Annotated in this window: 21 protein-coding genes; 13 read left to right on the forward strand and 8 right to left on the reverse strand. The window is 59.8% G+C overall.

Annotation, left to right across the window (positions count from 1 at the left end; all coding sequences use genetic code 11):
* Positions 1–129: 129 nt before the first annotated feature.
* The 8 genes from queC to GOX63_RS18510 all read left to right on the forward strand — a co-directional run bounded on the left by queC (position 130) and on the right by GOX63_RS18510 (position 6,580).
* Complete coding sequence (gene queC, locus GOX63_RS18475; protein WP_170327619.1) at positions 130–831, forward strand: 7-cyano-7-deazaguanine synthase QueC; 702 nt, start codon at positions 130–132, stop codon at positions 829–831.
* Entirely contained in the window at positions 831–1,184 is a 354-nt protein-coding gene (gene queD / locus GOX63_RS18480) for a 6-carboxytetrahydropterin synthase QueD (RefSeq protein WP_170327618.1), read from the forward strand. The genes queC and queD overlap by 1 nt, the downstream gene beginning before the upstream one ends.
* Complete coding sequence (queE, locus tag GOX63_RS18485; RefSeq protein ID WP_170327617.1) at positions 1,181–1,891, forward strand: 7-carboxy-7-deazaguanine synthase QueE; 711 nt, start codon at positions 1,181–1,183, stop codon at positions 1,889–1,891. Before queD ends, queE begins: the two co-directional genes overlap by 4 nt.
* A 15-nt stretch (positions 1,892–1,906) precedes the next feature.
* Positions 1,907–2,371, forward strand: a complete 465-nt coding sequence (gene queF, locus GOX63_RS18490) for a preQ(1) synthase (protein WP_170327616.1) — start codon at positions 1,907–1,909, stop codon at positions 2,369–2,371.
* A gap of 285 nt (positions 2,372–2,656) precedes the next feature.
* Positions 2,657–3,046, forward strand: a complete 390-nt coding sequence (speD, locus tag GOX63_RS18495; RefSeq protein ID WP_170327615.1) for an adenosylmethionine decarboxylase — start codon at positions 2,657–2,659, stop codon at positions 3,044–3,046.
* 7 nt (positions 3,047–3,053) lie between these two features.
* Positions 3,054–4,355 carry a rhomboid family intramembrane serine protease gene (locus tag GOX63_RS18500; protein WP_170327614.1) on the forward strand — a complete coding sequence of 434 codons (1,302 nt, stop codon included), beginning with the start codon at positions 3,054–3,056 and terminating at the stop codon, positions 4,353–4,355.
* Positions 4,356–4,364: 9 nt separating this feature from the next.
* Entirely contained in the window at positions 4,365–4,952 is a 588-nt protein-coding gene (locus GOX63_RS18505; protein WP_170327613.1) for a hypothetical protein, read from the forward strand.
* Between the two features lie 77 nt (positions 4,953–5,029).
* Entirely contained in the window at positions 5,030–6,580 is a 1,551-nt protein-coding gene (locus GOX63_RS18510) for a polyamine aminopropyltransferase (RefSeq protein ID WP_170327612.1), read from the forward strand.
* Positions 6,581–6,592: 12 nt separating this feature from the next.
* Here GOX63_RS18510 and GOX63_RS18515 read toward each other — a convergent pair whose 3' ends face one another.
* From GOX63_RS18515 to GOX63_RS18525, 3 genes are read right to left on the reverse strand one after another with little or no spacing between them, the layout of a single operon-like run.
* A complete protein-coding gene (locus GOX63_RS18515; RefSeq protein WP_170327611.1) occupies positions 6,593–7,018 on the reverse strand; it encodes a GlcG/HbpS family heme-binding protein in 426 nt (141 codons plus the stop codon).
* Positions 7,019–7,053: 35 nt separating this feature from the next.
* Positions 7,054–7,509, reverse strand: a complete 456-nt coding sequence (locus GOX63_RS18520; protein WP_170327610.1) for a MaoC family dehydratase — start codon at positions 7,507–7,509, stop codon at positions 7,054–7,056.
* On the reverse strand, positions 7,506–8,522 hold the full coding sequence (locus GOX63_RS18525; protein ID WP_170327609.1) for an aldo/keto reductase: 1,017 nt from the start codon (positions 8,520–8,522) through the stop codon (positions 7,506–7,508). Before GOX63_RS18525 ends, GOX63_RS18520 begins: the two co-directional genes overlap by 4 nt.
* Before the next feature lie 158 nt (positions 8,523–8,680).
* Between GOX63_RS18525 and GOX63_RS18530 the strand changes: the two genes are divergently transcribed.
* From GOX63_RS18530 to GOX63_RS18545, 4 genes are read left to right on the forward strand one after another with little or no spacing between them, the layout of a single operon-like run.
* Complete coding sequence (locus tag GOX63_RS18530; protein WP_170327608.1) at positions 8,681–9,826, forward strand: acyl-CoA dehydrogenase family protein; 1,146 nt, start codon at positions 8,681–8,683, stop codon at positions 9,824–9,826.
* Positions 9,823–10,593 (forward strand): 3-ketoacyl-ACP reductase, encoded by a 771-nt coding sequence (locus GOX63_RS18535; RefSeq protein WP_170327607.1) that lies wholly within the window; start codon positions 9,823–9,825, stop codon positions 10,591–10,593. Before GOX63_RS18530 ends, GOX63_RS18535 begins: the two co-directional genes overlap by 4 nt.
* Positions 10,594–10,602: 9 nt before the next feature.
* Positions 10,603–11,751 (forward strand): dihydrodipicolinate synthase family protein, encoded by a 1,149-nt coding sequence (locus tag GOX63_RS18540; RefSeq protein ID WP_170327606.1) that lies wholly within the window; start codon positions 10,603–10,605, stop codon positions 11,749–11,751.
* 5 nt (positions 11,752–11,756) lie between these two features.
* A complete protein-coding gene (locus GOX63_RS18545) occupies positions 11,757–12,617 on the forward strand; it encodes a sugar phosphate isomerase/epimerase family protein (RefSeq protein ID WP_170327605.1) in 861 nt (286 codons plus the stop codon).
* A 9-nt stretch (positions 12,618–12,626) separates the two neighbouring features.
* Here GOX63_RS18545 and GOX63_RS18550 read toward each other — a convergent pair whose 3' ends face one another.
* From GOX63_RS18550 to GOX63_RS18560, 3 genes are read right to left on the reverse strand one after another with little or no spacing between them, the layout of a single operon-like run.
* On the reverse strand, positions 12,627–12,938 hold the full coding sequence (locus tag GOX63_RS18550) for a Dabb family protein (protein WP_170546756.1): 312 nt from the start codon (positions 12,936–12,938) through the stop codon (positions 12,627–12,629).
* Positions 12,939–12,962: 24 nt separating this feature from the next.
* Positions 12,963–13,727 carry an enoyl-CoA hydratase/isomerase family protein gene (locus GOX63_RS18555; protein WP_170546759.1) on the reverse strand — a complete coding sequence of 255 codons (765 nt, stop codon included), beginning with the start codon at positions 13,725–13,727 and terminating at the stop codon, positions 12,963–12,965.
* Positions 13,727–15,307, reverse strand: coding sequence for an acyl CoA:acetate/3-ketoacid CoA transferase (locus GOX63_RS18560; RefSeq protein ID WP_170546760.1), 1,581 nt, complete (start codon positions 15,305–15,307; stop codon positions 13,727–13,729). Before GOX63_RS18560 ends, GOX63_RS18555 begins: the two co-directional genes overlap by 1 nt.
* A 142-nt stretch (positions 15,308–15,449) precedes the next feature.
* Here GOX63_RS18560 and GOX63_RS18565 point away from each other — a divergent pair, with 142 nt between their 5' ends.
* Positions 15,450–16,268 (forward strand): aldo/keto reductase, encoded by an 819-nt coding sequence (locus tag GOX63_RS18565; protein WP_170546763.1) that lies wholly within the window; start codon positions 15,450–15,452, stop codon positions 16,266–16,268.
* 74 nt (positions 16,269–16,342) lie between these two features.
* Here the strand turns inward: GOX63_RS18565 and GOX63_RS18570 are convergent, their stop codons facing one another.
* The gene (locus GOX63_RS18570) at positions 16,343–17,944 is read right to left on the reverse strand and encodes a GMC family oxidoreductase (protein ID WP_170546766.1); all 1,602 of its coding nucleotides are present in this window, start codon (positions 17,942–17,944) and stop codon (positions 16,343–16,345) included.
* On the reverse strand, positions 17,944–19,446 hold the full coding sequence (locus GOX63_RS18575) for an aldehyde dehydrogenase family protein (RefSeq protein WP_170327599.1): 1,503 nt from the start codon (positions 19,444–19,446) through the stop codon (positions 17,944–17,946). The genes GOX63_RS18570 and GOX63_RS18575 overlap by 1 nt, the downstream gene beginning before the upstream one ends.
* Between the last annotated feature and the right edge of the window lie 11 nt (positions 19,447–19,457).

The following is a 19,457-nucleotide window of genomic DNA, read 5'->3' on the forward strand; positions in this document are numbered from 1 at the left end:
GGTCGGACGCCATCGACATCCCAATGGGAAAAACATTGCGCAAATGTGACTTGGCACGCCCGGTTCTCGGGTATAACAGGGCGCATCCCGGTCGCAGCCTACCCGGGTAACAAAACAAGGGTTCAAAATATGAAAACGATCGTAATCTGCTCGGGCGGGCTGGATTCGGTGTCGCTGGCGCATTTAGTTGCGCGCGACCACCAGCTGACGGGCTTGATTTCCTTTGACTATGGCCAGCGTCACCGCAAAGAGCTGGACTATGCCGCGCTCTGTGCGCAGCGGCTGGGTGTGCCTCATGACATCATAGATCTGCGCTCGGTCGGGGCAGTTCTGACCGGGTCGGCGCTGACCGATGATGTGGACGTGCCCGATGGGCATTATGCCGAAGACAGCATGAAGGTCACCGTGGTCCCCAACCGCAACGCAATCATGCTGACCGTGGCCTTTGGCGCGGCCGCTGCGCGTGGGGCCGATGCGGTGGCGACGGCGGTACATGGCGGGGATCACTTTATCTATCCCGATTGCCGACCGTCCTTCACGCAAGCGTTTGAAACGATGCAGAAACACGCGCTGGACGGTTATGCCAACGTGTCGCTGTTCACGCCGTTCGTCCATCGCAGCAAGGCTGACATCGTGACCGAGGGGGCGCGTGTGGACACGCCCTTTGCGCAGACCTGGTCCTGCTACAAGGGCGGCGAACACCATTGCGGCCGCTGCGGCACATGCGTTGAACGGCGAGAGGCGTTCCATCTGGCCGGTATCGCGGACCCGACCACCTATGAGGACCCCGATTTCTGGGTCGCGGCCACGGCGCAGAAGGAAACCGCCTGATGTACCGGATCACCAAAGAGTTCCACTTCTCCGCCTCGCACCAGTTGACTCATCTGCCCGATGATCACCAATGCGCGCGGATGCACGGGCACAACTATATTGTCGAGGTCGAACTGGCCGCGCCCAAGCTGAACGCCGACGGGTTCGTGCGGGACTATGGCGAACTGAAGCCGCTCAAGGCCTATATCGACGAGACCTTCGATCATCGCCACCTGAACGACGTGATGAACATCCTGACCACGGCCGAGAACATGGCGCGCCATTTCTATGACTGGTGCACCGCGCGCTGGCCGGAAACTGCCGCCGTACGGGTCAGCGAAACGCCGAAGACCTGGGCTGAGTACCGCCCATGACCCGCCTGCGCATTGCCGAGATTTTCGGCCCCACGATTCAGGGCGAAGGCGCGCTGATCGGGGAACCCACCGTATTCGTGCGCACCGGCGGCTGCGATTACCGCTGCAGCTGGTGCGACAGCCTGCACGCGGTCGATACCGCTTATCGCCACGATTGGGCGGCGATGGACACGGATGCGGTTTGGGACCGGGTGCGTGCCTTGTCGGGCGACCGGCCTCTGACCGTGTCATTGTCGGGCGGCAATCCGGCCATTCAGGATTTTGCGCCCCTGATCGCGCGGGGTCGGGCCGAGGGGTATCGCTTTGCATGCGAAACTCAGGGCTCGATCGCAAAGCCGTGGTTCGGTGATCTGGATACGCTGGTCCTCAGCCCGAAACCGCCATCAAGTGGCGAAGACGTGGACTGGAATGCCTTCGCGGCCTGTATCGAGGCCGCGCAAGGTGGCCCGAAGGTGGTGATGAAAATCGTGATCTTCGACGACACCGATTACGACTGGGCCCGCGCCGTGGCCGACCGCTATCCCTCGCTGCCGCTTTATCTGCAACCGGGCAATTCCGAGGTCGATCCCGACCTGCCCGTCGATCCACAAACCCTTTCGGACCGGTTGCTGTGGCTGGTGGAGAAAGTGACCGGTGATGGCTGGTTCACACCCCGGGTTCTGCCGCAACTGCACGTCCTGCTATGGGGCAACAAACGCGGGGTCTGACCCCGAAAGGAGCACATGATGGAAACCATTTACAGCGATCTGACCCAGTTGGGCGGGAAAACCGAACTGCCCGCATCGCCCGAGCAGGCAGAGCTTGAGCGGGTGCAGAACCCGCAGGCCGATATCGACTATTGCGTGCGGTTCACCGCGCCCGAGTTCACTTCGCTATGCCCGATGACCGGACAACCGGACTTTGCCCATCTGGTGATCGACTATGTGCCGGGCGATTGGCTGGTGGAATCAAAATCCCTGAAACTGTTTCTGGGATCATTCCGCAACCACGGCGCATTTCACGAGGATTGCACTGTCTCCATCGCCCGCCGTCTGGTCGAGTTCCTGGACCCGCGCTGGCTGCGGATCGGCGGCTACTGGTATCCGCGCGGCGGCATTCCGATCGACGTATTCTGGCAAACCGGAGCCACACCCGATCACGTCTGGATTCCTGATCAGGGCGTGCCGCCCTATCGTGGTCGCGGCTAACCAATAACGTTAAGTCCAGAGCGGTGCTGCGCCCAAAGCGCGTCACCGCGCACCTCTGTTTAGCCCGATACAGTTTGATTAAACTGCATGGTGTTGCGCAGCATCGAAACACCGAATTCTCCAGTCGAATCCGGTAATCGGCTGTGTCGCCATATCTCTCGTTAGTTGTGCGTTTGCATCACCAAACGAAGATAAGGCGAAGATACACTCAAACTGAGATTGACGAAACAGAACAACAATTTAGACATGGCTCAAATAGTTTGAGTTTTGGGGCGTTGGTTTTTTATGGACGGTTCTTCGTCTTCGTTGGGTATTCACCTTATAGCAGATTTTTTCGACGCAAGTGCGCTTTATGATCCCGTTCCCGCCGAAGATGCCCTGAGACGTGCCGCGGTTGCCGCCAAAGCGCATGTTCTGGGTGTAAATACCCATGACTTTGGGCAGCGGGCGGGGTTTACCGGGGTCGCGCTGCTGGCCGAGTCGCATATCTCGGTCCACACCTGGCCGGAACATGGATATGCCGCCCTCGATATCTTCATGTGTGGCGATGCCAAACCACAGCTCAGTCTCGACGTTCTGAAATCCTATTTCCGCCCGCAACGCGTCAACGTGCAGTCCATACGCCGCGGCCTGATTGGTCACGCGACACCCCGGCTTGCCGTTGCGGGCTTCTGAAAGGCGAATGGAAGAGCTGCGCAGATGCCCGGTTACGATAGGCCTCATACTCAGCGCGATTGCGGGATATGCTTTGCTGGGTCCGGTCCGGTATTCCGGGCCCATCGGAACGTTCCCCGATCATCTGCTGTTCATGTTTCGGCACGGCGATCTGAGTCACCTGACGCTCAATTGCCTGCTGATCCTTGTTGGCGGCAGCTTTACCGAACCCGTTCTGGGCTGGCTTCGCACACTGGGCCTTGTCGCCCTGTTCGCCTTGGCCGGAACAACCGCCGAGCTGTTACTGGCCGGACCGGGCTTTGTCGGCCTGTCCGGGGTCGCCTACGGTCTGGTTTCCTATGGCTTGATCACCTCAAGCCCGCCGGAACGGCGCGGCTGGACGCTGGCCCTGATCTGTATCGTTCTGGGGGCCGAGTGGTTGTTTCTGCGCCCTCAGATCGCCGTTTTCACACATATTACAAGCGCCTTAATCGGCGGAGGACTGGCCATGTTTAGCGCCCTTTTCGGCTCGAGTGGGCCAAAGCTTAAACCCATGGAATGGCGGCACGTGTCTCCTGCCATCCAGATCATCGCACAAACCGATGAGGACGATGCGGCCGAGGCGGAAAGCAAGTTTCTGGAAGAGGGAACGGACAACATGTTCGTCCTGCTGGAAAAGGGCAACTTGCTTGGGCTGATCGGCTATAGCCTGGACGAAGATGTGCCGGACGTCGCGTGGCTGTCCTGGACCTACCTGGATCAGGCCCATACAGGCAAGGGTCTGGGCGCGCTGATGCTGAACGACCTGCTGGGAAAGCTGGCGCAACTGCAGGTGCGCAAGATTTTCATCGAAACCAGCGACTATGAAGAGTTCGGCAAGAAACTCTATGCCGCCGCGCATAAACTCTATGAAGAGTTCGGGGCCTCCGTCGAATTGACCGTGCCCGGATATCATGGCCGGAACGAAGCCAAGATTGTCTATGGGCTGGAAAACCCTGAGGCACCTGAGACTACGCGCATAGAGCCGTCTCCGAATACCGGCCTGTCGATTTTCGAGATTCACAAAGCCCCCGAAACCGACGACGTCGCGGGCCTGCGCTGGCGCGAAACCGACGCCGGGCTCAGCGGGCTGGAGCAACAGCTGTCGCTGGCGCGCAATCAGAAATACCGCATGGCCGTTCTGGCCATCCCATCCGACCTGTCCGACGCCAACGCAGCGGAGCTGCAAGCGCAGGGCCTGCAAAAATGCGGTGAACTCAAAGAGTTCTACGGCAAGGACCTGCATCAGGTCTGGTGGAGCAGTGATTCAGGAAAAACCAAAAATCCATAGGAGTTTTTAATGTTTGGTAATCTGAAAACGATCGTCATTATCGGCGTTCTGGGCTTTGTGGGCTATTCGATGTTCCTGGCCCCGGAATCAGAACAGACCGCTGATCTCGGGCAGGTTCTGGACCGTACGGAATTCGCCATCATCCAGTATCAGGAGTATCTGGACGCCAACAGCATCGCCGAAGCCTCGGACGAGCAGGTCGATGAATTCACCGGCTACCTGACCGAGGTGATGAATACGGAACCGCGTTTTTACGACCAGCCTCTGGGTCTGGAAATTCTGTCCGACGCCAAATTCTCGGGCTACGCCGACCCGAACGCAAACGGCGTTCGTGATTCCGGTGAGGGAGAGGTCTTTACCATCGAGATCGACGAGGCCAACAACCGCCTGATCGCCACCGATACCACTGGTCAGTCCGCTGGCCTGCGGTTCTCGGGTGCAGGGTTCCTGGCTGGTGCGCTGATTGGCAACCTGATCGGTCGCCAGCGTTCGGCCGGCATCACCGCCTCCAGCTTCAACAACCGGAGCGTGACACCGCGCACCAGCTATTCGGCCCCGCGCAGCGCCCGTTCGGGCGGTTTGCGCGCAGGTAAATAAGCGCCGTACAGACATCACACCCCACGAGGGCCCGGTGCATCACTCGCGCCGGGCTTTCCAGTTTCTCGGATATTTGCATGACCGACACCCTGACACCGCGCTATTCGGACCTGCCCCGCAGACAGGCAATGGTTCTGCTAGGCGCAATCCTTGTCGTTGCCCTGTGTGGCATTGTCTACGAACTGATCATCGGGACGGTGTCCAGCTATCTGCTGGGCAATTCAGTCTATCAGTTCTCGCTGACCATCGGGTTCTTCATGTTCGCCATGGGGGTAGGGTCTTATGTATCGCGCTTTTTCCACGGCAACCTGATCCAGACCTTCATTTGGGTAGAACTGATCCTGGCGCTGATCGGCGGCCTGTGCAGCGTGTCGTTGTTCATGCTCTTTCCCTATGCGCCGTGGTTTTACACCGTCGGCATGTTCACCTTCATCTCGTCCATCGGGTTTCTGGTCGGGCTGGAAATTCCTCTGCTGATGCGGGTTCTGTCGGAAAGCAGCACCACGCGGGAATCCATCGCCGATGTACTTTCGCTGGACTATATCGGCGCGCTTGGCGGATCGGTTCTGTTTCCGATCCTGCTGCTGCCTTCCCTTGGGCTGATCTCATCCTCGTTCGCCATCGGCTTGACTAACGCCATGGTCGCGTTGCTAAGCGTTCTGTGCCTGCGCGACCAGTTGGACGCACCCAAGCGGATGCTGGCCTGCGCGATCGGCACCATTGTTTTGCTGTTCGCGCTGACCTTGCTGGCCGGGCGTATCACCGCCTTTGCGCAGGACCATCTGTATTTTGACCGCATCGTCTGGCGCAAACAGTCGCAATACCAGTCACTTGTGGTCACCAATACCTGGCAAAAAAACGACGTGCGGCTCTATATCGATGGCCATCTGCAATTTGCTGAAGCGGATGAGTATCGCTATCACGAAGCGCTGGTTCACCCGGTTCTGTCTTGGGGTGATAATGATCCCAAGTCCGTTTTGGTGCTGGGCGGTGGTGACGGGCTCGCAGTGCGCGAGATCCTGAAATACCCCAGCGTGACACGCATCGATCTGGTCGATCTGGATCCGGCGATGACCGACTTGGGGCGCAATCTGGCTCCCATCACCCGTCTGAACCAAAACAGCATGGAGGCGTCGTCGCTGATCATCCACAACACCGATGCATTCAACTATGTAAAATCCACGGATCAGACCTACGACCGGATCATCATCGATTTCCCTGATCCACATAACGAGGCGCTGTCCAAGCTCTATTCGATCGAGTTCTACGCGATGGTCCAGAGCATCCTTTCTGAGGATGGTGTGCTGGTCACACAAAGCAGCTCACCCTTCTTCTCGCCCCATACCTACTGGACGGTTTCCGAAACCTTGTCCGAGATTTTCCCGCAGGTCGTGAACTATCAGATGTCGATCCCCTCGTTCGGGATTTGGGGGTATAACCTTGCGGCCAATGATCCGAGTTCAACGCTGGGCGATCTGCCCGAGGGTCTGAGGTTTGTCACCCCTGAGGTTTTTGCGGCCGCCCAAGTGTTTTCCGAGGACCTGCGGCCCAAGCGTGAACTGGCCGTCAACTCGATCTTTGATCCCGGCATCTACCACGAATATTCGCGCGACGTGTCCGGCTATTGAGGTAGAACCGCGTCACGTGGTCAGGCCAATTGCCCTCACCCCGGCCTCGGCACACAGGATGTCGTCAGGACCAGCGGCACCTGACACTCCAATCGCACCGATCAGCTGGCCATCTTCCAGAATGGGCATTCCACCATCCCAGGCGCACAGATTGGGGCGGTTTGCCAGGCCCAATTGCAACGCAGGCGCCGACAACATGCGTTCAGCAAAGGCGCGTGTGGTTTTGCCCAAAACGGCGGTTCTGGCTTTGTCCGAGGCGAAATCGGCCACTGCTGCCGGGGTACCATCCATGCGCCCCGCAGCAACCATGTGACCGCTGGGGTCAACAACAACGGCCGCAACCTGCCACCCGTTTTCAGCGGCATGAGCCAGGGCCTCCTGCACCGCCGCGTTTGCAGCACTTTGCGAGATGAAGCGCTTGGTGAATGAAACAGACATGTTTTTCCCTTGATCCTGGAGTGTTGCGGCTTTGATCACAGGTCGAAGATCAACTCATTCGTGCCCTGCTGAACCCGTTGACCCTCCTGATTGAAAACATCGAACCTGAAGGCCACGATCCCGCGCCGACCGGAAGAGGTTTCGCGTTTTGACACCACATTCAGTTCGGCTCGGATCGTATCCCCGGCAAAGACCGGTTGTTCGAACCGCCAGTCCCACCCCAGCGAGGCCAATCCGTCAGGCCGCGCATCGGACTGGAACTTCAACCCGTCGACAACCGACAGGACCAGTAGCCCATGCGCCACCCGCGCCTTGTAGCCAAGCTTGCGGGCCACGTCGTCATCCAGATGCAGCGTGTATTTGTCGCCGGTGAGTTCAGCAAAAGCCGTTATCAGGTCTGCCGTTATCTCGGCAGACCCGGTTTTCATCACGTCCCCGACCTGCAGATCGTGATAGCCGTAGGTCCCTGCAGTCAGTGGCTCGGCGGTCATTCCGGAACCGGAGCATCTTCGCGCAGCAATCCCTTGGTTTTCAGGTCTGCCCAGAACTCGGTCGGGATGTCATGGCTGAACCAGTTCAGGTTTTGATCCAGCTGCTCGACCGTGCGGGTGCCCGCCATGAAGGTTGGCACCGCCGGGTGCGCGACCACGAATTGCAGCGCGGCAGCTGGCAGGGGCACGTTGTATTCGGCGCAGACGGCTTCGATCTTGCTGACCTTGTCCTTAATGTCGGCAGGGGCCGGAGCGTAGTTATACTTGGCCCCTTCCTTCGCACCCGTCGCCAGAATGCCCGAGTTGAAGCCGCCACCCACGACCACAGCGGCGCCGCGCTCTTCACAAAGCGGCAGGAACTTGTCCAAAGCGTCCTGTTCCAGCAGGGTATAGCGCCCGGCCAGCAGGAAGCAGTCAAAGTCGCGCTGTTCAAGCGCGGCGTGGCACACCTCCCATTCGTTGACGCCGACGCCGATGGCTTTGACAACGCCCTGATCACGCAGGCTTTCCAACGCTTTCCAGGCCTCATCCATGGCCTGTTTGAACACTTCGGGCTGTTCGCTGCCGCGCGTAAAGACGTCGATATCGTGGATAAAGCAGATATCCATATGCTCCAGCGCCATGCGCTGCAGGCTGTCCTCGAACGACCGCATGATCCCGTCATAGCTATAGTCGAAATGCATGGTGAATGGCGCAGCGTTCGTCCAAGGCTCGAAATTGATGTCCTGACGGCGCGCGGGCTTCAGCACCCGGCCTACCTTGGACGACAGGATAAAATCCCCGCGGTCCTTCCAGCGCAGGCTGTGCCCCGTCCGCATTTCGGACAGGCCGTGCCCGTACATCGGAGCGGTGTCGAAATACCGAACGCCCTTGTCCCAGGCGTGCTGGATCATCGCGTCCGACGTTGCCTCGTCAATCTCGCGAAAGATGTTGCCGATCGGCGCAGTGCCAAAGCCAAAGGCGGATACGTTCAGATCCACCCGGCCAAACTTGTTCAGTGTGTTCGGATTCATGCAAGCCTCCCAAATGCAAACCGGATCGCCGATATTTGCGCAGTTATTAAGTAACTGTTTGGTTATTTACCTCAAGTGACGAAACCGATCAACCCACTTGACGAACCACCCCGAGCACGCGTATTAGTAACTGATTAGTTACATTACGGGGCGCTAAGATGTTTCTGACCGAAACCCACCTTCAGGTTCGCGATATGACCCGACAGTTTGCCGAGGATGTCCTTCGTCCTGCTGCCGAAGAACTGGACCGCGACTCGCGTTTTCCCGCGGAAATCTACGACCAAATGGCCGAGTTGGGCCTGTTTGGCATCGGCGTGCCGGAAGAGCTTGGCGGACCCGGCTTCGACACGGTGACTTATGCACTGGTGATGGAGGAACTGTCGCGCGGCTACGCGTCGATTGCCGATCAATGCGGGTTGCTGGAACTGGTCTCGACTCTGTTGGTGCGCCATGGAACGCCGGGACAGCAAGGCAAGTGGCTGGGGGATCTGCTGGCCGCCAAGCTGCGCCCCGCCTATTGCATCACCGAACCCGAAGCTGGCACCGATGTGTCCGGCATCCGCACCACTGCGGTGCGCGACGGCGACGGCTGGGTGTTGAACGGCGGCAAGATCTGGATTCATAACGCCCCGGTTGCGGATGTCGGCTTTGTACTGGCCCGGACCGACCCCGAGGCCGGACACCGTGGCATGTCGATCTTCATCGTCGATCTGCACACCGACGGCGTCACCCGCGGCCCCAAAGAGATCAAGATGGGTCAGCGCGCCAGTCAGGTTGGTCCGCTATCCTTTGACGATGTTCGCCTGCCCTCTGATGCCCTTCTGGGCACCGAAGGGCGCGGGTTCCACATGATGATGAGCGTTCTGGACAAGGGCCGTGTTGGTATCGCCGCACTGGCGGTCGGGATCGGTCAGGCGGGGCTTGAGGCTGCGACCGATTACGCCCAGCAACGCAAACAGTTCAGCAAGCCCATCGCTGACTTTCAGGGGGTCCAGTGGCTGCTGGCCGACATTGCCAAGGATGTCGAAGCTGCCCGTCTTCTGGTCCACTCGGCTGCCTACAAGATCGACACCGGGCAGGACGCCACCAAGGCGTGCTCGATGGCCAAGTGCTTTGCGGGCGACATGGCAGTGCAGCGGTCCTCCGATGCGGTGCAGGTCTTTGGCGGGTCGGGCTACATTCGCGGGTTCGAGGTCGAACGCCTGTATCGCGACGCAAAGATCACCCAGATCTACGAAGGGACCAACCAGATTCAGCGCATGATCATCGCCCGCGAGTTGCTGTCGAAGGGGGCCGCAGCATGAGCCGCCACGCAGCACTTGTGACCGGGTCTTCTCGTGGAATCGGATTGGCGGCAGCCGTTGCCTTGGCGCGCGAAGGGTTTGCCATCGCCGTAAACGGCCCGCAAATGGATGACGAACTGCAAGGCGCATTGGACACGATCCGCGCCCTCGGCGTGCCTGCGGTTGCAGCGGCCTTCGATGTGTCCGAAATCGACGCGCATGACGACCAATTGGCCACCATCGAAGCCGAAATCGGCCCCCTGACAACACTGGTGAACAACGCGGGCGTCGGCGTGATACAGCGCGGCGATCTGCTGGAGGTCAGCGAAGCCAGTTTCGACCGCTGCATGGCCATCAACACCAAGGCGATGTTCTTTCTGTCGCAGGCCTTTGCCAAACGCCTCGTTGCGCGCGACCGCGACCAAAGGCTGTTTCACAGCATCGTTAACGTGACATCCTCGAACGCAGTGGCAGTCGCCGTTCCCCGTGCCGAGTATTGCGCATCCAAGGCAGCAGCCGCGATGATTTCAAAAACCTTCGCCGTGCGATTGGGGCAGGAAAACATCGCTGTCTATGACGTTCAGCCCGGTCTGATCGCAACCGACATGACCGCCCCGGTGATCGAGATGTATGACCAACGCGCCAAGGACGGGTTGACCCTATTCCCCCGCGTTGGCCAGCCCGAGGATATGGGCAAGATCATCGCATCACTGGCCAGTGGCAAACTTCCCTACACAACCGGTCAGGCCATCTCGGCCGATGCCGGTATGCTTGTTCCCCGTTTCTGAGGTATTTCGATGAAAATTCAGCTGCCCGATACCACCGGAAAACTGTATGACTATGCGCTGGTCGGCACCCCGGTCGCGCCGTCGAAACTGACGCCGAACTCGGCGCGGGTTCTCTATTCGGCCGCTCATGTTGTTGCTGACCCTTTCGGAGACCATGACCCGACCGGCCCAGCCCATGTGGACTGGGCCAAGACCATGGAATTCCGCCACTATCTGGCCGGGATGGGGATGGGCATTGCCGAGGCAATGGACACCGCGCAACGTGGCATGGGGCTGGACTGGAACGGCGCACTGGAACTGATCCGGCGCACCAAGGAAGAGCTACCCGACGCGCTGGTCGGCAATGGCTGCGGCACGGATCATCTGGACCCGGCTGACGCAAAATCGCTGGACGGCGTGCGTCGCGCCTATCTGGAACAGGTCGAGGCGATCCAGAAACTGGGTGGGCGGATCATCCTGATGGCCTCACGCGCTTTGGCAAAGGTGGCGACCGGACCGGACGACTATATCGCGGTCTACAACAATGTTCTGGCCGCCTGTGACGAGCCCGTCATCCTGCACTGGCTGGGGGAGATGTTTGACCCGCAGCTTGCCGGGTACTGGGGATCGGACAATTTCGAAGACGCGTTGGAAACCGTGCTGTCGATCATCGGCGCCAATGTAGACAAGGTGGACGGGATCAAGATCTCGCTTCTGGACGCCGAGAAAGAGATCATCATGCGCCGCCGCCTGCCCGAAGGCGTCCGCATGTATACGGGTGACGACTTCAACTACCCCGAACTGATCGAAGGTGACGATCAGGGCCACTCGCACGCGTTGCTGGGTATTTTTGACCCCCTCGCCCCGGCAGCGGCCTATGCGGTCAGCAAGCTGAGCGAAGGAGACGCCAAAACCTTCCGCGCGACACTGGACCCGACCGTGCCGCTGGCGCGGCACATCTTCCGGGCACCGACGCAATACTACAAGACCGGGGTTGTGTTTCTGGCCTGGCTGAACGGGTTTCAGGACCATTTCATAATGCTGAACGGGGCTCAGGCGACCCGGTCCCTGCCCTATTTCACCGACTGTTTCAAAATGGCCGATGAGTACGGTCTGCTGCGCGACCCCGATCTGGCGGTTGAGCGGATGGGGAACATGCTGAAACTCTACGGAGTCTGAGTGCGATGCGCGATTTCACCCAGGACCACTCTGCCCTTGCACTGAACACGGCCACTCTGGGTCACAATCTGGATGGTTACGGTGCCGGATGGAGCCCCGAGCAGGTGATTGATGCCTGCGCGGCAAGGGGATATGGGGGGATCACCTTCTGGCGGCGCGAACTGGACGGGAGAGCAGCGCAGATCGGCCAGCGCGTCCGCGACGCAGGCATGCAGGTGGTTGGCTTATGCCGCACACCGTTCCTGACCGGGCCGCTTGCGTTGCCATCCGATCAAGCGATCATGGACGATTTCTATCTGTCGATCGATCAGACCGCCGCGCTGGAAACCGAGGTTTTGACCATCGTGACCGGCGGCCCCGAACCGGGGACCAAAGGCGTTCTGGAAAGCCAGAAAATCCTCGCGGACCGTGTGGCGCGCGCCGCGCCTTATGCAGCGCAACGCGGGGTCAAACTGGCCCTTGAGCCGTTGAACCCGGCAACCGCCGGCAACCGCACCTGCCTGATGACGGCCGCGGATGCGCTGAATGTGTGCGATGCGGTTGGCGCCGACAATGTGGGTGTTGCCATCGACGTTTATCACGTCTGGTGGGACACGACGCTGGCCGACACGCTGGCGACCCGCGCCAAAGGCCGAATTCTCGGCTATCACCTGTGCGACTGGCTGGCCGATACCTCGGACGTGCTATTGGACAGGGGCATGATGGGCGACGGCGTTGCCGATCTGTTTGCCCTGCGCGCCGCCGTGGAAGATGCGGGCTATGATGGCCTGTGCGAGGTAGAGATCTTCTCGGCCGAGAACTGGTGGAAGCGGGACCCGAACGAGGTTCTGGACGTGATCGTCGACCGTTTCAGAGCCTGCTGCTAGGGACCGCGATCATACCTCGATATCGCAGACAAACACGCCGTCCGGCCCGCCGACGGTTTTTGCAACGATGCGACCGCCGATCTCCTGATGCGTCGGATCGACAAGATAGACATCCCGCACATCCGCATCCCGAAAATCAAACCAGAACATATCGTTGAAATCTCGCACCAGGTCGGTTTCGACGGACACATTCCTGCGGCTCTGGAAATCGAGTATACCGTCGATATGGTCCTTCAGACCCTCCAGCTCCTTGTAGAGCGCGGACTTCTCAGCCTCGGAAACACCGTTGTCAAAGCGCAGATGCACCAGATGACGTATCATTTCGTTCTTCCTTCCTAGAAACGATTACCAGAAATCCGCCTTTTTGCGGTTTTTGAATGCGGCCAGCCCGACCTGCAATTCAGGCTGCGCAGCAGCGACCCGGCCAGCCAGAGCCTCGAACACCCTCTCCCGCTCTTCGCCTTCGGCGGCATTGATCAGCATTTTCACCAGCTCGGTCGCGACCGGCCCACGATGACGCATCCGGTTGGCCAGTTCTGTTGCGGCGTCAATTCCCTGCCCTTTTTCAACGACCTGATCGACCAGTCCAACCATCTGGGCGTCGCTTGCCGAAAACTCTTCGCCAAAGATTGCCATGCGCCGCACCAGTTGCGATCCGAAACGGCGCACGGTGCGCTGCGTCCCGGACCAACCGGGGATAATCCCAAGCGCGGGTTCCGGCTGCCCGATGCGAATATGCGCTTCCGCAATACGGTAATCGGCACAGGCTGCCAGCTCCAGACCGCCGCCCAGTACGTGACCATTCAGGACCGCGATCACCGGTTGGCGAAGTCGGGTCAGGGCGTCCAACGCCTGGTGCCCATCGCGCAGCCAGTGGCGCCCGAACCCGTCCGCCGACCGTGCTGCCCAGGCGTCGATATCACCGCCCGCACAAAAGGCTTTGCCCGCCCCGGTCAGGATCACCACATGCGCATCTTCTGCATGTTCGATCCGACGGCACAGTGCCATCAAATCATCCATCATCGTCTCGGTCAGCGCGTTCAGCCGCTCGGGCCGGTTGAGCGTCAGACGGGCAATACCGTCGCGGATATCCAGCAGAAAGTGTTCCATCACGCCGCAGGCAGGTCTAGCCCCATCAGGGCCGGATCGAACAGAGCCGCATCCATGGTTTTCAGATCATCCGACACCAGCAAAGGCGTTGCCGCCTGATCCAGAACATCCCGCTGCACATCCAGACCGGGCGCGATCTCGGTAACCATCAGCCCCTGCTCAGTCAGCTTGATGACACAGCGTTCGGTTACATAGGTCACGTCCTGCCCCTGCGCCTTGGCGCGCTTGCCCGAGAAGGAAATCTGGTCGACCTCATCGACGAATTTGGCGACCTTGCCCTCTTGCAGGATTTCCACCTGCCCGTTTTCGACCGTCATCTTGGCCCCGGCATTGAAATTGCCCGAAAACACGATCTTGCGGGCGCGCGCCGTGATATCGACGAACCCGCCAGCCCCTGCAGTCCGGTGTGGAATTGCCGACAAGCGCGAAACATTGACCGATCCGTGTTTGTCCACCTCCAGGAAGGACAAGAGCGACGCGTCAAACCCGCCTGCCTGAAAGTAGCAGAATTGATGTGGCGAGGGGACAAAGGCCTCGGCATTGGCGGAACAGCCGAACTTGAAATCCAGCAGCGGCACGCCGCCCACAGCCCCCTGCTCGATCATCCAGGTGACCGAACCATGCAACCCTTCCTCGACCAGAATGCGGGGGACATTGGCCGAAATGCCAAAGCCGATATTGACCGCCCAGCCGTCTTTCAACTCCATCGCGACACGGCGCGCAATCACCTTGCCGACATTGAACTCCGCCGCGCGAAAGCTTTCAATCGGGCGCGTCAGCTCACCAGAAATCGCGGGGTCATATTCGGTGGCCGTGGTTTGCAGCTGGTCCGGGGCCTCAACAATGGCATCGACCAGAATGCCCGGAACATGCACATCATGCGGGCGGATACTGCCGGCGGCGGCAACGCGCTTGGCCTGCGCAATGACCACACCGCCGTTGTTGCGGGCGGCCAGAGCCATTTCCATCGCGCCAAGATAGGCACCTTCGTGTTCGAAGCTCAGGTTGCCCTTTTCGTCGGCCGTGGTCGCGCGGATGATTGCAACATTGGGGGCCATGGATTTGAAATACAGCCAGTCCTCGCCTTCGAACTCCATGCGCTTGACGATGGGTTCGGCACGTGCCGCGTCATTCATGGCACAGCCTTCGATTTCGGGGTCGACAAACGTATCCATGCCTACCTTGGTCAGAACTCCCGGGCGCTTGGCCGCCGCTTCGCGCAGCATGTCGAAAATGATGCCCGACGGCACGTTATAGGCACGCACCTGTTCGGCGGTGATCATCTGCCACACCAACGGCGGTTCGGCCTTGCTGGGCCCCGAAGGGTACGACCCCCCGATGATCCGGGTCAGAAGCCCCGGCTTGGCGATATGGTCCACCCCTTTGGTGCCGAACATGTCACCGGCCGCAATGGGATGAATCGTCGTCAGGTTCCTCGGTGCGCCTTCATCATCAAAGCGTTCGCCAAGACCTTTGAGAACCGCATCCGGACAACACAGGCCGCTGGACGAGTTCACCGCCACAGTCGCCCCGTCAGGCACAAGATGTGCTGCTTCGCGCGCCGTCATTTGCTTTGTCATGCGAACCTCGCCAAAGTAACTAACTGGTTATATGTATGGCGCGAGGGTCAGCGAAAAGCAACAGGAATTAGCAGAACGCAGGAATTGACCTGACACTAAGTAACTATTAGGTTACTTTTGGACTTGCTTTGGGAGGACCACCGTGAACATCTACTTTCAAAAAACCAATCAGCGTACTTTCGGCACGTATCCCCTGACCGGGGACGAGCTTCGCGACGCGATGAAAATTGCCGCCGAGGTCGGGTATCGCTCGTTCGACACCGCGCAAATGTATGAGAATGAGAAAGATACCGGCGATGCTCTGGCCGAACTTGGTTTCGACCGGGATGAGATTTGCGTGACTACGAAAGTTCACCCCGACAATTTCACCGACGAGGCCTTTCTGCCTTCGGTCGAAGAAAGCCTGAAGAAGCTTCGGCTGGATTACGTCGACGTCCTGCTGTTGCATTGGCCGCCGATTGGCGAGGATATCGCCCCGTCGCTGAAACTGCTGGAACAGGCCCATGCCAAGGGGCTGGCCAAGAATATCGGCGTGTCGAACTACACGGCCCAGATGATGCGCGATGCGGTCAAGATCATTGATACGCCGCTGGTTACCAATCAGGTCGAATTCCACCCTCTGCTCAATCAGGACACCCTGCTGGCGGCGGCCACGGAAACCGGCATTCCCCTGTCGTCCTACTGCTCGGTTGCGCGCGGTGAGGTCTTCAAACACTCGATCTTTGACGAGATCGGCAAGACCTATGGCAAGACCCCTGGGCAGGTCGTTCTGCGCTGGATTTTGCAGAAGGGCGTTTCGATCAACACCATGTCGACCAAACGCGCCAATATCGACGCCAATTTCGATGTCATGGATTTCACTCTGTCCAGCAGCGACATGGACCGGATCGATGCCAAAACCCACACAGGCTATCGGATCGTCGGCGAAGACCTGGTGCCCTGGGCACCCAAGTGGGACTGAACAAAAAAGGCGGTGCCGGATCGCGGCACCGCCAGTTTCGGGGAGATACCCTAAGCCGTTGAGAGCCTTGTGACTCAGTGATTACCCCGGATCATGTCCGACGCTTTTTCCGCCATCATGATCGTCGGTGCGTTGGTGTTTGACCCGATCAGGCTTGGCATGGCCGAGCTGTCACAGATCCGCAGCCCGTCGATCCCGCGCACACGCATCTGCGGATCGACCACCGCCATCTCATCCACACCCATCTTGCAGGTACAGGTCGGGTGATAGGAAGTCCGGCCGTATTGCCGCGCATAAGCCTCGTATTCGGCTTGTGTCTTAACGCTGTCATCCGGGAAACGAATCTGGCGGATGTATTTCCGCAGGCTTTTCTGCCGGAAGATTTCCACGCTGTGCTTTACCCCTTCGACCGAGGTTTTCAGATCATCCGGATGTCCAAGAAAGTTGGGATCAACCAGAGGCATGTCCTCAACCCGGTTTGACCGCAATCGCACCGTGCCCCGCGCCTTGGGACGAACAGTATAAGAGTTCAGCGTGATCCCGGAACTGCCTTTGGGCACGCTTGGCACACCTGCCTCGGCACCCGCGCCGGCCAGGAAATGGAACTGCAGGTCCGGAACCGGGGCGGACTTGTCCCCGTACCAGAATGCGCCGCCTTCGACGACATTCGACGCCACTGGCCCCGTACCGAACAGGTAATATTGCATCCCGGCCCAGACCGCCCAATGCGGCTTGTTGTACTTGTCCAGACTGTGATGGCCGTTCAGTTCGGCCACGATGTCGATACCAAAATGGTCATTCAGGTTTTCGCCAACGCCCGGCAGGTCCTGTTTGACCTCGATCCCATGCTCGCGCAGATGCGCGGCCGGTCCGACGCCGGACAGCAGCATAAGCTTGGGTGTCCCGATCGCGCCTGAGGTCACCAGAACCTCGTGATCGGCGCTCGCCTTGCGCATCTGCCCGCCCTGATCGTATTCGACACCTGTGGCCCGGCCGCCCTCGATCACCACGCGATGCACCTGGCATCCTGTTTCCAGGGTCAGGTTCGGGCGCGATAGGGCCGGCTTCAGATATCCAACCGCCGCCGAACAGCGCTTGGAGTTCCACGTGGTCGTCTGATAGACCCCGGCGCCCTCCTGAACCGGGCCGTTGAAATCCGGGTTATAAGGGATGCCCGCTTCCTGACACGAGCGCACGAAGGCCCGAGTCATCTTCTGCGGAGCGTCGAGGTTCGACACACCCAGCGGACCTTCGGTTCCGTGCCAGTCGCCGGACAGGATGGCGTTGCGCTCGGACCGGAGAAAGTACTTCTGGATGTCCTTGAACGCCCAACCCTCGCAGCCTTCCTCATTGGCCCAGCGGTCATAATCGATGGGATTGCCGCGCGTGAACACCTCGGCATTGATCGAACTGCCGCCGCCGATCACCCGACCTTGCGCATAAGGGATCTCGCGATTGTTGGCGTTGACCTGCGGCACCGTGGTAAAGCCCCACGTATGAGGACCGTCGGTCATCTTGGCAAAGCCCACCGGCATGTGGATCAAGGGATGACTGTCCTTGCCACCTGCCTCAAGCAGCAGCACCCTGACCGCGCTATCCTCGGTCAGGCGGTTGGCCAGAACGCATCCGGCCGAGCCGCCGCCGACGATGATATAGTCATATCCGGTTTCAGCCATCACTCCACCCAATGCGACCGCTTGCCAATCTCGACATGGATCGACTTGATCTGCGTATATTCCTCGACCCCGTGCATCCCGGCCTCACGACCCCAGCCCGAGGCCTTGAACCCGCCGATCGGCAACTCGGGCCCACCGGCCAGAGTGGTATTGACCCAGAACCGCCCGGCCTGAACGCGGCGGGAGATTGTCAGCGCCTTGTCAATATTCTTGCTCCAGACACTGGCCGCCAGACCGTATTCGGTATCGTTGGCAATCGAGATTGCCTCGTCAATCGTGTCAAACGGGATCACGACCAGAACCGGGCCGAAAATCTCTTCGCGGGCGATCACCATGTCATTGGTCACGCCGGTAAAGACGACCGGATCAATATATTGCCCGCCCGAGATTTCAGGCGTGGTGCCGCCGGTCAGCAGGGTTGCGCCTTCTTCCTGACCCTTGGCGATGTAGGACAGGATCGTGCGGTTCTGCGCATCGGTGGTTATGGCTCCGGCCTGCGTGCGTTCGTCCAGCGGATCGCCGACGCGCACCTTGCGCAGCTTGTCGGCGACCATTTCGGCAAACTTATCCGCAACCGAACGCTCCACCAGAAGCCGCGCACCGGACACGCAGCACTGGCCGGTGTTGAACGCGATGCCAAAGGCAACACCATCGGCGGCGTCTTCAAGATCGGCATCGGCGAACACAATCTGCGGGTTCTTGCCACCCAGCTCCAGCCCGAGTTTCTTGAAGTTGCTCTGACCCGCCGCCGCAACCACAGAGCTGCCCACACCGGTCGAACCGGTGAAGGACAGCATATCCACGTCCATGTGTTCTGCCAGTTTCTGACCAATCACGCTGCCCGATCCGGTGACCACGTTGAACACCCCATCCGGTAGCCCGGCCTCAGACAGGATTTCGGCCAGCATCAGGGTGGTCGCGCTGGTGACCTCGGAAGGCTTGGCGACAATCGTGCAGCCCGACGCCAGAATATAGGGAACCCGCTCGCACAGGATCAGGAACGGGAAGTTCCACGGGGTGATCAGGCCGACCACGCCGACCGGTTCACGCGTGACGATGCCCATCGCGCCATCACCGCTGTTGTTGAAACTGTCCCCGTGCAGCGCCCGCGCCAGACCGGCCGCAAATTCGAACATGCCGATGCAGCCCGATACTTCGGCCCGCGCCTGACTGATCGGCTTGCCGTTTTCCAGCGTCTCCCAATAAGCGATCTCATCTGTGCGCTGGCGGATCAGCTCGGCCGCCTTCAGCAGCACCGCCGCGCGGTCGGCACCGGACAGGCCACACCACCGGCGGTCATCAAACGCCGCCCGGGCCGAGGCGACCACGGCGTTCAGATCCTCTTCGGTGCAGCGCGGGATGCGCGTAACAGGCACGCCATGCCCGGGCGAAGACCGCTCGAACACGTCGCGATCCCCGGCGGGCACCCAATCGCCGTCCAGGAAGAACCCGAATTCGCGGGGTTCAGAGGGGGGTGTCAGTATCTGGCTGTTTTGGTCCATCAGAAAGGCTC

Origin of the sequence: Ruegeria arenilitoris (assembly GCF_013031355.1) — a bacterium.
GTDB classification, from domain to species: Bacteria; Pseudomonadota; Alphaproteobacteria; order Rhodobacterales; family Rhodobacteraceae; genus Ruegeria; species Ruegeria arenilitoris_C.

Coding starts and splice junctions, on each gene's coding strand:
- GOX63_RS18555 (WP_170546759.1), bottom strand. CDS start 13,727: ATGGAACACTTTCTGCTGGATATCCGCGACGGTATTGCCCGTCTGACG.
- GOX63_RS18575 (WP_170327599.1), bottom strand. CDS start 19,446: ATGGACCAAAACAGCCAGATACTGACACCCCCCTCTGAACCCCGCGAA.
- speD (WP_170327615.1), top strand. CDS start 2,657: ATGGACGGTTCTTCGTCTTCGTTGGGTATTCACCTTATAGCAGATTTT.
- queF (WP_170327616.1), top strand. CDS start 1,907: ATGATGGAAACCATTTACAGCGATCTGACCCAGTTGGGCGGGAAAACC.
- GOX63_RS18520 (WP_170327610.1), bottom strand. CDS start 7,509: ATGACCGCCGAGCCACTGACTGCAGGGACCTACGGCTATCACGATCTG.
- GOX63_RS18500 (WP_170327614.1), top strand. CDS start 3,054: ATGGAAGAGCTGCGCAGATGCCCGGTTACGATAGGCCTCATACTCAGC.
- GOX63_RS18530 (WP_170327608.1), top strand. CDS start 8,681: ATGTTTCTGACCGAAACCCACCTTCAGGTTCGCGATATGACCCGACAG.
- GOX63_RS18570 (WP_170546766.1), bottom strand. CDS start 17,944: ATGGCTGAAACCGGATATGACTATATCATCGTCGGCGGCGGCTCGGCC.
- GOX63_RS18545 (WP_170327605.1), top strand. CDS start 11,757: ATGCGCGATTTCACCCAGGACCACTCTGCCCTTGCACTGAACACGGCC.
- GOX63_RS18550 (WP_170546756.1), bottom strand. CDS start 12,938: ATGATACGTCATCTGGTGCATCTGCGCTTTGACAACGGTGTTTCCGAG.
- queD (WP_170327618.1), top strand. CDS start 831: ATGTACCGGATCACCAAAGAGTTCCACTTCTCCGCCTCGCACCAGTTG.
- queC (WP_170327619.1), top strand. CDS start 130: ATGAAAACGATCGTAATCTGCTCGGGCGGGCTGGATTCGGTGTCGCTG.
- GOX63_RS18515 (WP_170327611.1), bottom strand. CDS start 7,018: ATGTCTGTTTCATTCACCAAGCGCTTCATCTCGCAAAGTGCTGCAAAC.
- GOX63_RS18505 (WP_170327613.1), top strand. CDS start 4,365: ATGTTTGGTAATCTGAAAACGATCGTCATTATCGGCGTTCTGGGCTTT.
- queE (WP_170327617.1), top strand. CDS start 1,181: ATGACCCGCCTGCGCATTGCCGAGATTTTCGGCCCCACGATTCAGGGC.
- GOX63_RS18510 (WP_170327612.1), top strand. CDS start 5,030: ATGACCGACACCCTGACACCGCGCTATTCGGACCTGCCCCGCAGACAG.
- GOX63_RS18540 (WP_170327606.1), top strand. CDS start 10,603: ATGAAAATTCAGCTGCCCGATACCACCGGAAAACTGTATGACTATGCG.
- GOX63_RS18535 (WP_170327607.1), top strand. CDS start 9,823: ATGAGCCGCCACGCAGCACTTGTGACCGGGTCTTCTCGTGGAATCGGA.
- GOX63_RS18525 (WP_170327609.1), bottom strand. CDS start 8,522: ATGAATCCGAACACACTGAACAAGTTTGGCCGGGTGGATCTGAACGTA.
- GOX63_RS18560 (WP_170546760.1), bottom strand. CDS start 15,307: ATGACAAAGCAAATGACGGCGCGCGAAGCAGCACATCTTGTGCCTGAC.